The sequence below is a fragment of the Bacteroides sp. ET225 genome (genome assembly GCF_024733745.1).
GTDB lineage: Bacteria > Bacteroidota > Bacteroidia > Bacteroidales > Bacteroidaceae > Phocaeicola > Phocaeicola excrementipullorum.
The window spans coordinates 25,602-40,575 of record NZ_JANRHN010000031.1; the positions used below are offsets into that span (position 1 = coordinate 25,602).

Genomic DNA, 14,974 nt, shown 5'->3' on the forward strand with positions numbered 1-14,974 from the left:
TTCGCATTGCCCTTATCGCAACACACTTTTCCGGAAGAAGCCCGCGCTGCTGTCAGAAGCAGCTTGACCCGTCAAAACAATGGGTGCAGACCTTGCATTTCGGCAGTCCGATCGCTTCAATCAGAGTTTCCAGCGTATTGAACCGCAGGGAAGTCAGGCCGAAACGGGCACGTATACGCTCAACCAGCGCATTATACTCCGGAGAATCCGTCGTAGCATATTTGTCCAGTTTCGCATTCTCGTCCCCTTCAATCTCTTTGATGATGCGGCGGGTTATCAGTTCCATGTCGCTCTTCGACGAAGTGAAGCCGATAAAAGGACAGCCGTAAATCAGGGGCGGACACGCAATGCGCATGTGCACTTCCTTTGCTCCATACTCATATAGAATCTTCACATTGTCGCGCAACTGGGTGCCCCGCACAATCGAATCGTCGCAAAACAGCATCCGCTTGCCTTGAAGCATCGAGCGGTTCGGTATCAGCTTCATCTTTGCCACCAGCGAGCGCATGCTCTGATTGCTCGGCGTAAAGCTGCGCGGCCAGGTTGGCGTATATTTGGCAATCGCGCGATGGTAAGGCACGCCTTTTCCTTCGGCATATCCCAAAGCCATGCCAACGCCCGAATCCGGGATTCCGCACACACAGTCTACTTCCGACGTGTCGGTCTTTCCCATCTTGTAGCCGCTGGTAAAGCGCACTTCCTCTACATTCCGGCCCTCATAGCACGATACGGGGAATCCATAATACACCCACAGGAACGAACAAACCTGCATCTGCTCGTTCGGCTTGCGCATCTGCTCCAGCCCGTCGGCACGCATGCGGATAATTTCTCCAGGCCCTACATACCGGTCTATCTCATAATCCAGGTTAGGGAAACTGCTCGACTCGCTTGTAGCAGCGTATGCGCCTTCTTTCTTTCCGATTACAATAGGCGTGCGTCCCCATTTGTCGCGGGCCACGATAATTCCGTCTTCGGTGAGGATCAGCATCGAGCAAGATCCCTTTATCTTCTTGAACACATTTTCAATGCCGTCAACAAAATCCTTGCCTTGCACAATCAGCAGAGCCACAAGCTCAGTCTGGTTTGTCTTGCTCATGCTCATTTCAGAAAAGTGCATGTTGTTCTGAAGCATCTCAGCCACCAGCTCCTCCATGTTGTTTATCTTCGCCACAGTTACGATGGCAAATTTTCCCAGATGAGAATTGATCATAATTGGCTGCGGATCAGTGTCGCTGATTATCCCTATCCCCGCCTTGCCGCGGAATCCCGGAAGCTCGCCTTCAAACTTCGTGCGGAAATATGAACTTTCCAGGTTATGGATCGAACGCATGAACCCTTCGCCTTCAGCATAAGTTGCCATACCGGCCCGCTTGGTTCCCAAATGTGAATTATAGTCCGTACCGTAAAACAAGTCGGTAACGCATTCAGCCTTAGAGACTGTACCGAAAAAACCACCCATTCTTTTATTCTTAAAAAATTAATTTGTTGTTTGATTCGGCTGCAAAATTACGGAAAAAACGGGAAAAACGAACGAAGACATACGACAAACTAAAAAAAAGGAAACAACTATTTAAACAATCCGGCCCCCGCAATTGTTATTAATGAAAATAACAGAGAGAATCTGCATATTCTCAAACTTGACTAAACTTCATTATGTACACAAGCCACCGCAACAACACCGGTGGTTTTTTTTATTTTCTCCCCGGGCGAGGGACAACGCACAAAAGAGGCGGATCATGACAACCCGCCTCTTTCGAGCCTCTTGTCGGATTCGAACCAACGACCCCGAGATTACAAATCACGTGCTCTGGCCAACTGAGCTAAAGAGGCAAAAACCATATGTCTGTTAACTTGAGCCTCTTGTCGGATTCGAACCAACGACCCCGAGATTACAAATCACGTGCTCTGGCCAACTGAGCTAAAGAGGCGGGTGGGTAAGCTTGCCATATCGCGCCGCTACAACCAACTACCTTTGCTGCGATCAAGCCCTGGAGGATTCGAAGGGAGCTGGCCGTATGGGACTTACCCGTGTTTAGCAGTCAGAATCAGGCATACGCCCTATCTGGTTGCGGGTGCAAAGGTAGACATATTTTTTGAACATGCAATACATTTCATGAAAAAAAGCGAAGAAAAGCACAAAAACGGCCCGGAACATTCTTTATCTCCAGGCTGAAGATATGTATCTCTAGGCTGGAGATGGAGATCGGGCCTTTGCAAATTCAGGTTTCCGACGCCTCCAACCTTGCCGGAAACGCCGTTTTTTTACGAAAGAGAGCGATTTTTCATGTTTTTATATAGCAAGGAAAACTGAAAAACCGTACTTTTGTAGGCGTTATTTAATAATAAGTACATGACCACCGAACGACCGATAACATTACAAGAATACGCAATGCGTTTCGGCACCTATATGGGGCTTTTCTGGATTTTCAAGTTCATATTCTTGCCTGCGGGCTTCTCAGTCCCCATACTCCAGCTGCTGTTCTTCGTGATGACATGCTTCGTCCCCTTTCTGGGACTGATTTATACACGACGCTACAGAGAAGTCTATTGCGAAGGCTACCTGCCTTTCGGAAGAGCATTCCTGTTTTCCGTGTCAATGTATCTTTTCGCCTCCCTGCTCACCGCAGCGGCCCATTACATCTATTTCCGCTACATCGACGGGGGATACCTCATCACAGAATATACCGCGCAGCTGAATGCACTGAAGGAAACGGCATCCGAAGAACTGAAAGCGACAATCGAACAGGTAGACGGCGCGCTGACCGTCATTTCATCGCTTTCTCCGCTGGAGATGACTTTCCAGCTTCTCTCCCAAAACTTCTTCTGCGGACTGTTCCTGTCGCTCCCGACAGCGCTGTTTGCCATGAGATATAAAAGAAAACAGAAATAGTAAGATTATGGACATATCAATCATTGTACCCCTATATAACGAGGAAGAATCCCTGCCGGAACTGTACGCATGGATTGAAAGAGTAATGAAAGCCAACAACTTCACGTATGAAGTGATCTTTGTCAACGACGGAAGCACCGATGGTTCATGGCGCATAATAGAAGACTTGAGCCGCCAGCATGGAAATGTCAAAGGCATAAAGTTCCGCCGGAACTATGGAAAGTCGCCCGCCCTGTTCTGCGGATTCGAAAGGGCTGAGGGAGATGTGGTCATCACCATGGACGCTGACCTGCAAGACAGTCCGGACGAAATTCCGGAACTTTACCGCATGATAACCAAAGACGGATACGACCTGGTTTCCGGATGGAAGCAGAAACGCTATGACCCGCTGTCGAAGACAATCCCGACCAAGCTGTTCAACGCCACGGCCAGAGCCGTATCGGGAATCCATAATCTTCATGACTTCAACTGCGGACTGAAGGCATACAGAAAAGAGGTGGTAAAAAACATAGAAGTATACGGAGAAATGCACCGCTACATTCCCTACCTGGCAAAAAACGCCGGCTTTACCCGCATCGGCGAAAAGGTGGTACACCATCAGGCACGCAAGTACGGAAAGACGAAGTTCGGGCTGAACCGCTTCGTAAACGGATACCTCGACTTGATCACCCTGTGGTTTCTGTCTACATTCGGCGTAAAGCCGATGCACATCTTCGGCTTTCTGGGATCCATCATGTTCGTGCTCGGATTTATAGCCGTCATCGTAGTAGGGGCGAACAAACTGTATGACATGTATCATGGAAATCCCTATACGCTGGTGACGGAAAACCCCTATTTCTATCTGGCGCTGACAACCATGATCATGGGAACCCAGCTCTTTCTGGCGGGATTCATCGGCGAGCTCGTGGCGCGCAACTCTCAAGAAAGAAACAACTACCAAATAGAGAAAGAAATCTAACGGCATGAAGAAACTATCAGTCATACTCTGTGTCATGATCCTGTCGGCCTTCTTCTTCCCGGCATGCGAAGTGGAAAACTGTCCGCCCAACGCACTGGCATTCGCACACTTCTCTTTTGTCGACCAGTACGGGAGGTCTGTATCATACACGGACACGCTTACCGTGATCGGACAGATTGATTCGGGCGACTCCACCATCAACGACACGCTCATCAACCGCGAAACGGAAGTGAGCGAACTGAACGTTCCGCTCAGCTACGGAACGCAGACGCGCTTCATCCTTTCCTACAACAGACGCTCGAGGGACGTGATCACAATCAACCACCGGAACATTCCCTACTTCATGAATCTCGACTGCGGAACCATGATGTTCTACGAAGTGACAAGCGCCGAATCGACATCACGCATGCTCGACTCACTCGTCATTACCAACCCGAATATAGACAACAATGAAAAAGAAAACTTCAAAATATACTTTACGGTTACTGATACTGGCGAGTAGCTGGCTGCTTTGTCTGGCTTCGGGATGGAGCCAACAAGTGCACAAGGCTGTCCCTGCACAGAAAAAGGCGGAAGAAAAAAAAGCGGCGGAAGAGCATGTTCCTCTCTACCAGGGACTGTCGCTTGAATGGGAAATCGCCGGACTGGGAAGCTACCTGCTGGGAAGCGACATTCTCAATTCGGAAATCGCGCTGCGGGCTAACCTGAAAAACCGCTTCCTGCCTGTAGTGGAAATCGGATACGGAAAGGCGGACGCCATCAACGACGGAAACGATCTGCACTACAAGACTTCCGCGCCCTATTTCCGCATTGGAGCCGACTACAACATATTCCATAAGAAAACGCATCTGCCCGGATACATCTATACCGGACTCCGCTACGGCATGAGTTCCTTTACATACGACGTAAGCGGACCGGACATGACGGACCCCAATTATGGCGAAGTAAACGTGGTTCCGTATGCTTACAGCGGACTGAAAAGCAACGCAAGCTGGGTTGAAGGCGTATTCGGACTGAAAGTGAAAATCTACAAAGGCTTCTGCATGGGATGGAGCGTAAGATACAAGATGCGGCTGAGCGTAAAAGGACACGAAAACTCCATACCATGGTATGTGCCCGGCTTCGGGAAAAACGCAGGAAGCAGCTTCAATCTGATGTATAACTTGATATATAACTTACCTTTTTAAACAGATATGGGTTTACTGGCTATTATCCTCCTGGCGGTCAGTCTGGCTATCGACTGCTTTACGGTATCGGTCACCAGCGGGATTATTCTCCAGCGCGTCCGCTGGAATATTTTTTTGAAAATGGGATTCTTCTTCGGACTGTTTCAGGCCATCATGCCGTTCCTTGGCTGGCTGGGTGCCAGCCGGTTCAGCCACCTCATCGAAGACTACGACCATTGGATAGCTTTCGGTCTTCTGTGCTTCCTGGGAATCCGCATGATCCGCGAACATTTCAAGAAGGAGGAAGAACGGAGCTTCAACCCGACCAGACTGAAAGTCATTCTGGCTCTGGCGGTGGCTACAAGCATCGACGCCTTGGCCGTAGGAATTTCGTTTGCCTTCACCGGCTACAATTCGCTCGGCTCTTTGACGCTTCCGCTCGCAGCAATAGGTGCTGCATCTTTCTTGCTTTCCATCATCGGATGCCTCATCGGCGTATTCTGCGGCCGACGCTTCCACTGCCGGGTGGAGATATTCGGCGGAATCGTGCTTATCGGAATCGGAACAAAAATATTGGTCGAACATCTTTTCATACAATAATCGCTCATGAATCAAAGAAATCTTAAATGGCAGCTGCCGTTTCTCGCAATACTGATAATTGGAACAGTACTCATACTCAGAAAACAGGCTCCGTATCAGACGGATGAAGGATTCGTCTTCGGAACGGTGTATAAAATCACCTACCAGTCGAAAGAGAATCTGAAGCCCGAAATCGAAGCCGAACTGAAGAAGGTAGACAACTCGCTTTCTCCGTTCAACAAGCAGTCGGTCATCACACACATCAACAACAACACCGACCTTCGGGCCGACTCGATGCTTGCCTATATATATAAGATGGCAAAGGGGATATCGGAAGAAACGCAGGGAGCGTACGATATCACCGTAGCTCCTTTGGTCAACGCCTGGGGATTCGGATTCAAGACACAGGCTTTTCCCGACTCTGCAAAGATAGACAGCATCCGCGAAATTGTGGGCTACAAGAAAATACGTCTGAATGATAACGGAACATTCGAAAAAACAGATCCCCGCATCATGCTCGATTGCAGTTCGATAGCCAAAGGATACGGAGTAGACTGCGTGGCCCGCCTGCTGGCAAGCAAAGGGATAAGAAACTTCATGGTGGAAATAGGCGGAGAGGTAGTGACCAAAGGAGAAAATCCGAAGATGGAAAAGTGGAAAATCGGCATCAACCGTCCGGTGGATGATTCGCTGGCCGTAAACCAGGAATTGCAGACCATACTTGAAATCACCGATGCAGGCATGGCAACTTCGGGCAACTACCGGAACTTTTACTACAAGGACGGCAAAAAATACGCTCATACCATCGACCCTCGCACGGGCTACCCTGTTCAGCACAACATTCTTTCATCCACGGTCATCGCCGACAATTGCGCCAAAGCGGACGCATACGCCACCGCCTTCATGGTGCTCGGTCTGGACTCGGCCAAAGTCATCTGCAACGCGCATCCGGAACTTGATGCATATTTCATCTATACGGATGATGAAGGGAAATTGCAGACTTACTCTACCGAGGGGATGAAGCGGTATATGCGCAAGTGAACGGCAAGAAAGCAAAAACAGGCGGCACAACCTTTGCGGAGTGAAGATAAAAACGTATCTTCGCTTTATAACGTTATAAAGACCAAACCTATGGATGCAGCAAAACTGTAAGCTTCACCCCTTATGCCAAAGATAAGGCCGGCTCAGACAGAAGAAGGAACGGTATTCTTTGACTATGAACATTTATTTAGTCGTCCCTTAAGAATATTTTTATTTACTGTTATTCAGTTATTTAATCAATAAAAGTATTTGATAATTCTGCAAGTTTTCTTATCTTTAGGTTAAGAAACTTGCAGAATTTATGATTAAAAATACGCATAATAGCCCTTCTTTATTCAGCAACCTATCTGACATGCTGAACCAATCGCACCCACTTTACCAGTTGGCTGACAAAATAGCTTGGGAAAAATTTGAAACGGCTTTTCAGCCTTTGTATTGTCAGGACAACGGTCGTCTCGGTAAGCCAATCCGTTTAATGTGTGGTTTGCTCATTCTGAAACACCTTCGTAATCTGTCAGATGAGTCATTGGTAGAACAATGGAGTGAAAACGCTTATTATCAGTATTTTTGTGGGATGCAGGAGTTCACTCCGTCTGCTCCATGTGCCTCTTCAGAACTGGTTCATTTCCGCAAGCGTATCGGTGAAGAGGGGATTGAACTTATTTTTCAGGAAAGCATCCGTGTGAATAACGAGGATGATGAAGACCATCATCATGATACGGTCTTCATTGATTCTACAGTTCAGGAAAAGAATGTCACTTACCCCACGGATGCAAAGTTGCATAAGAAGATCGTGAAAAAAGTCCTTGGTATTGTGAAAAAGCTGGGCCTTCCTCTGCGTCAAAGCTACACCTTTGTGTTGAAGGATATTTAGAAACTGTTTTGAATTTATCGTGTGCTGATTTGGGATGAGTTTTTGAGGCATTTCCGTTTGTGTGATGAGGAAGATAGCGGGCTATCTGACGAAGAACAGAAGCGGAAAAGACCAAAAAATAGCCCAAAGCACACACGAAAACGAATACATCAAGCCAAGAAAAACTTTTTGGAGAAATTCAAAACAGTTTCTTAGTACTATTTTGTTTCTTAACGCTTTGTAAAATACATTTATATCATTGATTATAAAGTAAATACAATTAATATCAGATATAAGAGCCTAATACCCCAAAAAGCTGCCGCTTTTGAGGGGGTGCCACACAATTCAGCAAGCTGAACATGATGTATAGCCAATAGGAAAGAAAGGTCATGTCATAATTTCCTTATTTGACCGATCCGTGAGTTTATACTTTATTTGATAGTAAAATCCAGATAAAGTAGCATCTCGGAAACGGGCAAGTAGTATGAGTTTATACTTTATCTTGATTATTTTAACGGATAAAGTATAAGCTTATGCCTTGAAAGTTTGGCTGACACAGGCGGATTTAGTACCTTTGCCGAAAATTGAAGCATCATGCAGGACAAATTGATTTCACGGAAAAGAGAATGTGAAGAATTGCAGAGGTGTCTGGATTCAGACCGTTCGGAACTTGTCATCATAAGTGGTCGTCGCCGTATAGGCAAGACATATCTTATAGACAAATTCTTCAAGTATAAATACGATTTTACATTTGTAGGAGAGCACAAGACCCCTGCGACAGTCCAGATACAGAACTTCATGCGTGCACTCCAGCGGCAATCCAAAAAACGCCAGCCGAAGGCGGAAACATGGTATGATGCCTTCAATGCACTTGAAGATTATCTTGAGACATTGCCTTCTGACAGAAAAAAGGTGGTTTTCATCGATGAAATGCCATGGATGGATACACAGCGGTCAAACTTTGTCAGCGCATTGGAGAATTTCTGGAACGGCTGGTGCAACAGGCGCACAGACATCGTGCTTATCGCTACAGGTTCGGCAACATCATGGATGGCGGACAAGATAGAGGGGAATCAAGGCGGTCTTCATGCGAGGATCACCTGCAACCTGCACCTGTCCCCGTTCAACCTTCACGAGACGGAAGAATATCTGCGGCAGAGGAACTGCCAATGGGACAGGTACCAGATATTGCAATGCTATATGATATTCGGAGGCGTGCCTTTCTATCTGAGTCTTCTGAATACGGCAGACAGCCTTGCGCAGAATATAGACAGGCTGTTCTTCTCCGAGGGAGCACAGTTGAAAATGGAGTTCGATGAACTTTACAATGCCCTTTTTACAAATGCCGATACTTATATATCAGTAGTCAGGCTGTTGTCAGAGAACAAGTCGGGGATGACAAGGGAAGATATAGTCAAGGCCACCGGCCTGGAAGGAGCATTCCTCAGCAAGATACTGAAGAATCTGGAGCGTTGTGACTTCATCACACGGCTGTCACAATATGGAAGTAAAGTCCGTAACAACATATTCAGGCTTACGGATTTCTACACGCTGTTCTATTACAAGTTCATTGAATCCAACAACACCAAGGATGACAGATGGTGGAGTAACAACATGGGGGCACGCAGTGTATCCGCATGGATGGGACTGAGTTTTGAACTGGTGTGCCTGGGTCATCATAAACAGATAAAAAGCGCACTCGGAATAGCAGGAGTGGGAACCTCCATATCCACATGGCGGAGCAAAGCCGACACTGAAAAAGGGATACCCGGTTTTCAGATTGACATGATAATCGAGCGGGCAGACAGGATTATCCACCTATGCGAAATGAAATTCAGCACGGACCAATATGGCATCACCGATAGCTATGAGATGAAGCTGAGGGAGCGGATGGGACTGTTTCGGATGGCGACAAAAAACAAGAAATCGCTTGTGATCACTTTTGTAACAACTTATGGTGTCGTGGGCGGAAAACATAAAAGCATCGTCCATAGCGAAGTTACTATGGACGACCTTTTTCAAGCATGAGCAGTTTTACTGTTCCAATTCCTTTATTGCTTTCTGTATTCCATAGAATACGGAATCAGGATTGCGTCTTGCCGCAGACAAAGCTGTAGAAAGATTGGAAGCAGAGACAAAGTATTTGCCATTTTTGCATAAAAGGAACTTTCCTTTTTCAAGTACGGACTGCCAGTGGTACTGAATGAACCGATTTTCAAGAAGGGCATCAAACATGACAGTCACATGGCGTACATTGTTCACCCGTATACAGAAGCCATCCTTGCACGCAAAGAGTGCTTCCATATCCTCAATTTTAAGAGATGGTACACAAAACAGATGATATGCCTCGGCACAAGCCGTAATACCGGCCAACTGTCCATCAGTAAAACTACAGTCCAAAGAGAGAGGTGCACGGAAATGGGAATCAAGGCCATTCTTGCAAGAAAGCAGCAACGGACTTGAAATGTCATACATCTTTTTGAGCCTCATGCTGTCCTCAAATGAGAATATTTCAGACCAAAAAAACTGCTTTACAAGATTCTTATAGTCGGTCAGCAATCCTTTAACAATAAGAAGGTTCATCTCATGGCAGTTCTTGCAGACCGTCCGCTCACAGTTGATGTATCAGTGGCAGTTTACAAAATCTTCCACAAAGCGTTCATAACGCTTTTCGCCAACTACTAACTTGCCTTTACATAAAAGCTCGATTATTCATTCTATAAAACATACCGTATCTATACATTCAGGGAACTTTGTGGTATCAGATTACAGTAATTCCTATAATTCAAAGCTGAAAATCAAAAGGATATATAATATAGTTTGGTTCAAGCGTGGAACTGCAATGCTACCACATTCTGATTGGAGGTCCTAGGAAAACCTTGTACACGGATATGGTAATAGCAGCCCACGCTATAGCGTGAGAACCACTATGCTATCCTTGTGTACAATTGCGAATTTCCTAGGTTCCCAATCACAAGATAAGCATAACGTTTCTTTCTAAAATTCTATGTTACCGGAATAAGAGTCACTACCCTAAGTTCCACAACAAAAATACGAATTATCTTTTAAAAACAATTATACATAATTCCAATCATCCCAGCACGCTCCCCAAATAGAGGAAGAACATGCCGACAAGCACAAGCACCAGATCGACCGCCTTGCTCTTGAGGTTCTTTTCATGGAACACCATCGCACCGAAAAGGAACGACACCACCACGCTTCCCCGGCGCACCATCGACACGATGGAAATCATGGAACCGTCCATGCTCAGAGCGTAGAAATAAACGAAGTCGGCGGCTGAAAGAAACACCGAAATCAGAATGATGCACCAGTCCCAATGGAAAGGAGTGCCCGACTTTCGGCGCGGCCACCAGAGGAACATCAGCACACCCCCCATCAAGAAAAGCTGGTAGATGTTATACCATGCCTGCACCACCATGTTGTTGAACCGTCCCATCAGGTATTTGTCGTACAGGCCGCTTACGGCTCCAAGGAGAGCGGCAAGCACCACAAACCAAATCCACTTGTTATGCTCAAAGTCGATGCCTTCCTTTTTCCCCGAACGGCTCAGCATGAAGAACGAAACGATGGCCATCAGCACGCCTATCCACTGATACACATTCAGCTGCTCGCCGAATATCAACAGGGCACCCACCAGCGTCATGACCGGACGGGTGGCATTGATCGGCCCGACGATAGTGAGCGGAAGATGCTTCATGCCGAAATAGCCGAATGTCCACGACGAAAGGACAATAAATGATTTTATGAGAATGTACTTATGCACCTCCCAGCCTGCATCGGGGACATAAAACAGAGAGCCTTCCAGCCAGCCGGGACTGAAATGAGAGAGAAGAATGAAAGGCAGAAAAATCAAGCTTGAGAAAAGCGTATTCAGTCCCAATACCGGAAGAACCGCATTGCCTGCCAGCGACTTTTTCTTGAATACATCATAAAAGCCCAGCAATGCCGCCGAGCAGAATGCCAACAATAACCACATATACCGTTTTCTTTTATCGGCGCAAAGGTACGGAAAATATAGGAAAAGTGCCTGATAAAACTTGGACAAACGCAAAATCCGTCGAAAGCGCAAATGTTCCGGACACTTTCTTGGGAAAAGTTTTCTTGCTTATCTCTTTGTTTTTCCTTATCTTCGCAAAAAGCAAAAACATTTCGGTATGAGTCCCAAGTTCAGACAAGAAGATGGATATAACATTCAAAATATACTCTAATGAAGAAGAGCGAAAGCATATCCACGTTGTCAAAGCCGAATGTGAAGCAAAATTCTGGCTGGAACCGGAGATGGAACTTGCCAGCAATTATGGCTTCAACAACAAGGAGCTGAAAAAGATAACGCAATTAGTAGAAAAATATGGAGATGACTTCAAACAGCAATTTGCAGCCCACATCGGTAAGCGTCTTGATGATTAACGCACAAGGAATGATGCTTTCCGTTTTAGAACAAGATTATTTTGTGTCGTACAACCGAGTTCCCTGGCTACGCGACGCCCGCATAAGCAGCGCGCTCAACGTGCGCATGGCCGGTCCGAATGCAATCGAATGGCCTGAACTGGACATTGACCTCGAAATTGATAGTCTGAAGCATCCGGAACGATACCCATTGGTAATGAAACATTCGCCATTGGACGCAATTTGATAAAGATTTGCAGAGAAAAAGCGTCCCCACTCTCCCTGCGTCCAGATGGCATATTACCCTATAAACCTATAACAAAATGCAACGCTCGCCAGCAAGCTCCCGGCATCTCCTGTCTTTCTGCCTCAGAACGATTTCCGCCGTTTCCCTTCTTGCCTTTCTCACCGTCCAGGCTTACGCAAAGAGCCACGACAGCATCCCGGAGAGAATCATCCATTCCATCGAGTTTGATGCGAGGCCGGCATATATATTCCCCACAAATCCGTTCTTCAAAGGATTTGACGGAGAAAGAAACCCTAACAGAAACGCATTGTCGGGACATCTGAAATATGGCTTCAAATTCGGGCCGGACACCTACTTCGGCCAGCAATATCCGCACGCCGTACAAGGAATAGGTGTCGGATACAACACGTTCTTCAACACCGCGGAGATAGGAAATCCGCTGGCCGTCTATGTGTTCCAGACTTCAAGGATCGTTTCGCTGGCTCCCAATCTGTCACTGGACTATGAATGGAACTTCGGAGCGTCTTTCGGCTGGAAAAAATACGATGCGCAAACCAATCCGTGGAACATAGTCGTCGGCTCAAAAATCAACGCCTACATGGCCATAAACATCCTGCTGAACTGGCAGATCAACTCCCGGACAAGCCTGAAAGCCGGAATCGGAGCCGCACACTATTCAAACGGAAACACCAACTATCCGAATTCGGGCGTAAACACGCTCAACGGAAGCATCGGCATCACCAGGTTCTTCGGACCAGCCCAAACCGACTCTCCTGCCACATGCCGGAAAACGAAAGAAAAGCCCGCTCCCCATGTCAGCTACGATCTGATTGTCTACGGATCGACGAAAAGAAAAGGAATCTATCCGGAGGGCCTGAACCCGATGCTGGTGCCGGGATCTTTCGCCGTGGCCGGAATAAACGTTAATCCCCTGTACAACTTCACCAAATATTTCCGTGCCGGACTTTCGCTCGACATGCAGTATGATGAAAGTGCAAACATCATCAACCACATCGCAAACAAATCAGTTCCTTCAGACCCCAGCGAACTGAAGTTCTACCGGCCTCCGTTCATCGAACAATTCTCGGCAGGGCTCTCTGCCAGGGCAGAATTCATCATGCCCATTTTTTCCATCAACCTCGGCATAGGCCGGAACTTCATCGGCAAAGGAAAGGATCTGGATGCGTTCTATCAGATACTTGCACTGAAAACAGACATCACGAAAAACTTCTTCCTCCATGTAGGCTACCAGCTCTATAAGTTCAAAGAGCCAAACAGCCTGATGCTTGGAGTCGGAATCCGGTTCAACGCCGACTGAAGTTCCGCTCACTTCATGCTTTTAGCCGCCCGCATGATCATATCCACCGCTCCGTCAATGCCAACACGCTCCGTATTGATAACCAGATCGTAGCCGCTTATGTCGGCCCATTGCTTTCCGGTATACCGCCAATAATGGTTGGCGCGTCCGGTATTCACACGCTCGATCTTCCTTCTTGCCTCTTCATCTGAAACATGAAACTTCCCGGCTATTTGGGCAGCGGAAAAATCCGTCCCCGACATGATGAACACACGGAGCACATGAGGATTGTCACGAAGAATCCAATTGCCCAACCTGCCTATAATCACGCAAGTGCCTTTATGAGCCAGTTCGCGTATGGTACGGCTTTGGCTGACATAAATCGCATCGTCCTTAGACGGATTCATGGAAGCCGGAATGCCGCTATCTGAAAAGATCAGCTCCCAAAGCCTGCCCGTAGAAATGTTCTGTTCGTTCTTTTCCACAAACTCCGGCGTATATCCCATCTGCCGTGCGGTCTGGTCAATGATCTGACGGCTGTAGCAAGGGCATCCCAACCTGCGGGCAACCTCCTCGCCAACAGCATTTCCTCCGCTTCCATACATGCGGGCAATGGTGATGATGCGGCTTTCTCCCCACACGCTTCCGGCAACGCTCCCGGCAGCAGGCAAGCGGCTTGCCTTCGGAATGAATATCCTGTCGAGCCACAATACATGAGGAGAGAACACACGGACCATAAAGCCGACATAAAACATGGAAACCAGCGTACCTACACCGACCATTTGCCAGTTCCATCCGCCGAAATAAATAAACATGAAAACAGTGCCGATGCAAACAAGGCCCGTGTCTGAACAGATCTTCACTTTGCCGAAATCTTTTTTCAAGCATTTAGAGATGGCGAGCGGAAGCCCCTCGCCGGCAAGCATCAGCGAATCGCAGCGCACCTCGCAGGCGATGCCGAATGCCAGTATGCTTCCTCCGGCAAGCAGTTCGACAAACCGGAGCGGATAGCCTGCCGCCGGATTCATGTCAAACGGAACCTGCAGGGGACTGGTGAGCCACATGGTCAGATCGGTATAAAAGCCGAAAAGAAAAGATACCAATATCTGAGCATACTGCCTTTTCTCGAAGTTCCCGCGCAGAAAGAGCAGCTGAAGGAGAATAAAGAACACATGCATGAAGATGGTCAGCTGCCCCATCGTAAACCCCATGCCGGGGATAAGCGACAAGATATAGGGAGGAGCGGAAATCGGCGACGAGCCGAGGTTTGCACGGATAGATAACGAAGTCCCCAAAGCGATTACAAAAAGAATGACTACAAAACTGGCATAACGGCGCGCCCATTCTGCCCTGCTTCTTCTTTTAACGTCCATTGCTGTTACAATTTAAATCCCGCGCGAAATTACAGAAAAACCGGCATTGTGAGGCATGTTTTTTCAAGGCATTAAACTAATTTAAACATGACAGAGGCGAACATCTCCGGCCTGCCCCGCCATGCGGACATCCACACCGGCCCACAAACAACAGAATGTGCCG

The 14,974-nt window shown here is 47.4% G+C and carries 14 protein-coding genes, 2 tRNA genes and 1 pseudogene; 11 read left to right on the forward strand and 6 right to left on the reverse strand.

The window, feature by feature from the left end:
- Window positions 1-52: 52 nt before the first annotated feature.
- The 3 genes from NW212_RS12080 to NW212_RS12090 form a co-directional block, all read right to left on the reverse strand.
- A complete protein-coding gene (locus NW212_RS12080; protein WP_258338894.1) occupies window positions 53-1,459 on the reverse strand; it encodes an amidophosphoribosyltransferase in 1,407 nt (468 codons plus the stop codon).
- A 297-nt stretch (window positions 1,460-1,756) separates the two neighbouring features.
- Window positions 1,757-1,830, reverse strand: a tRNA-Thr gene (locus NW212_RS12085).
- A 24-nt stretch (window positions 1,831-1,854) separates the two neighbouring features.
- Window positions 1,855-1,928, reverse strand: a tRNA-Thr gene (locus NW212_RS12090).
- A 422-nt stretch (window positions 1,929-2,350) separates the two neighbouring features.
- On the opposite strand from NW212_RS12090, the gene NW212_RS12095 reads away from it, so the two are divergent.
- The 8 genes and pseudogenes from NW212_RS12095 (at window position 2,351) to NW212_RS12130 (ending at window position 9,515) form a co-directional block, all read left to right on the forward strand.
- Entirely contained in the window at window positions 2,351-2,890 is a 540-nt protein-coding gene (locus NW212_RS12095) for a DUF4199 domain-containing protein (RefSeq protein ID WP_258338895.1), read from the forward strand.
- A 7-nt stretch (window positions 2,891-2,897) separates the two neighbouring features.
- Window positions 2,898-3,848 (forward strand): glycosyltransferase family 2 protein, encoded by a 951-nt coding sequence (locus NW212_RS12100; RefSeq protein ID WP_258338896.1) that lies wholly within the window; start codon window positions 2,898-2,900, stop codon window positions 3,846-3,848.
- A 4-nt stretch (window positions 3,849-3,852) separates the two neighbouring features.
- Window positions 3,853-4,350: a DUF6452 family protein gene (locus NW212_RS12105; protein WP_258338897.1), complete on the forward strand. Its 498-nt coding sequence runs from the start codon at window positions 3,853-3,855 to the stop codon at window positions 4,348-4,350.
- Window positions 4,298-5,035, forward strand: coding sequence for a DUF6048 family protein (locus tag NW212_RS12110; protein ID WP_258338898.1), 738 nt, complete (start codon window positions 4,298-4,300; stop codon window positions 5,033-5,035). Before NW212_RS12105 ends, NW212_RS12110 begins: the two co-directional genes overlap by 53 nt.
- A 6-nt stretch (window positions 5,036-5,041) precedes the next feature.
- Window positions 5,042-5,614 carry a manganese efflux pump MntP family protein gene (locus tag NW212_RS12115; protein ID WP_258338899.1) on the forward strand — a complete coding sequence of 191 codons (573 nt, stop codon included), beginning with the start codon at window positions 5,042-5,044 and terminating at the stop codon, window positions 5,612-5,614.
- 6 nt (window positions 5,615-5,620) lie between these two features.
- Window positions 5,621-6,634 (forward strand): FAD:protein FMN transferase, encoded by a 1,014-nt coding sequence (locus NW212_RS12120; protein ID WP_258338900.1) that lies wholly within the window; start codon window positions 5,621-5,623, stop codon window positions 6,632-6,634.
- A 301-nt stretch (window positions 6,635-6,935) separates the two neighbouring features.
- Window positions 6,936-7,505: pseudogene (locus NW212_RS12125) on the forward strand (transposase); the annotation flags it as partial.
- A 576-nt stretch (window positions 7,506-8,081) separates the two neighbouring features.
- Window positions 8,082-9,515, forward strand: a complete 1,434-nt coding sequence (locus NW212_RS12130) for an ATP-binding protein (RefSeq protein ID WP_258338901.1) — start codon at window positions 8,082-8,084, stop codon at window positions 9,513-9,515.
- Between the two features lie 6 nt (window positions 9,516-9,521).
- On the opposite strand, the gene NW212_RS12135 is transcribed toward NW212_RS12130, so the two are convergent.
- Together NW212_RS12135 and NW212_RS12140 are read right to left on the reverse strand one after the other, a co-directional pair.
- The gene (locus NW212_RS12135; protein WP_258338902.1) at window positions 9,522-10,070 is read right to left on the reverse strand and encodes a hypothetical protein; all 549 of its coding nucleotides are present in this window, start codon (window positions 10,068-10,070) and stop codon (window positions 9,522-9,524) included.
- 508 nt (window positions 10,071-10,578) lie between these two features.
- Entirely contained in the window at window positions 10,579-11,484 is a 906-nt protein-coding gene (locus tag NW212_RS12140) for a DMT family transporter (protein WP_258338903.1), read from the reverse strand.
- 203 nt (window positions 11,485-11,687) lie between these two features.
- Here NW212_RS12140 and NW212_RS12145 point away from each other — a divergent pair, with 203 nt between their 5' ends.
- From NW212_RS12145 to NW212_RS12155, 3 genes are all read left to right on the forward strand, one after another.
- Window positions 11,688-11,915 carry a DUF4160 domain-containing protein gene (locus NW212_RS12145; protein WP_258338904.1) on the forward strand — a complete coding sequence of 76 codons (228 nt, stop codon included), beginning with the start codon at window positions 11,688-11,690 and terminating at the stop codon, window positions 11,913-11,915.
- Window positions 11,857-12,141, forward strand: a complete 285-nt coding sequence (locus NW212_RS12150) for a DUF2442 domain-containing protein (RefSeq protein WP_258338905.1) — start codon at window positions 11,857-11,859, stop codon at window positions 12,139-12,141. The genes NW212_RS12145 and NW212_RS12150 overlap by 59 nt, the downstream gene beginning before the upstream one ends.
- Before the next feature lie 76 nt (window positions 12,142-12,217).
- Complete coding sequence (locus NW212_RS12155) at window positions 12,218-13,459, forward strand: acyloxyacyl hydrolase (RefSeq protein WP_258338906.1); 1,242 nt, start codon at window positions 12,218-12,220, stop codon at window positions 13,457-13,459.
- Window positions 13,460-13,467: 8 nt separating this feature from the next.
- Here NW212_RS12155 and NW212_RS12160 read toward each other — a convergent pair whose 3' ends face one another.
- Window positions 13,468-14,811, reverse strand: a complete 1,344-nt coding sequence (locus tag NW212_RS12160) for a cytidylate kinase family protein (protein ID WP_258338907.1) — start codon at window positions 14,809-14,811, stop codon at window positions 13,468-13,470.
- Window positions 14,812-14,974 lie beyond the last annotated feature (163 nt).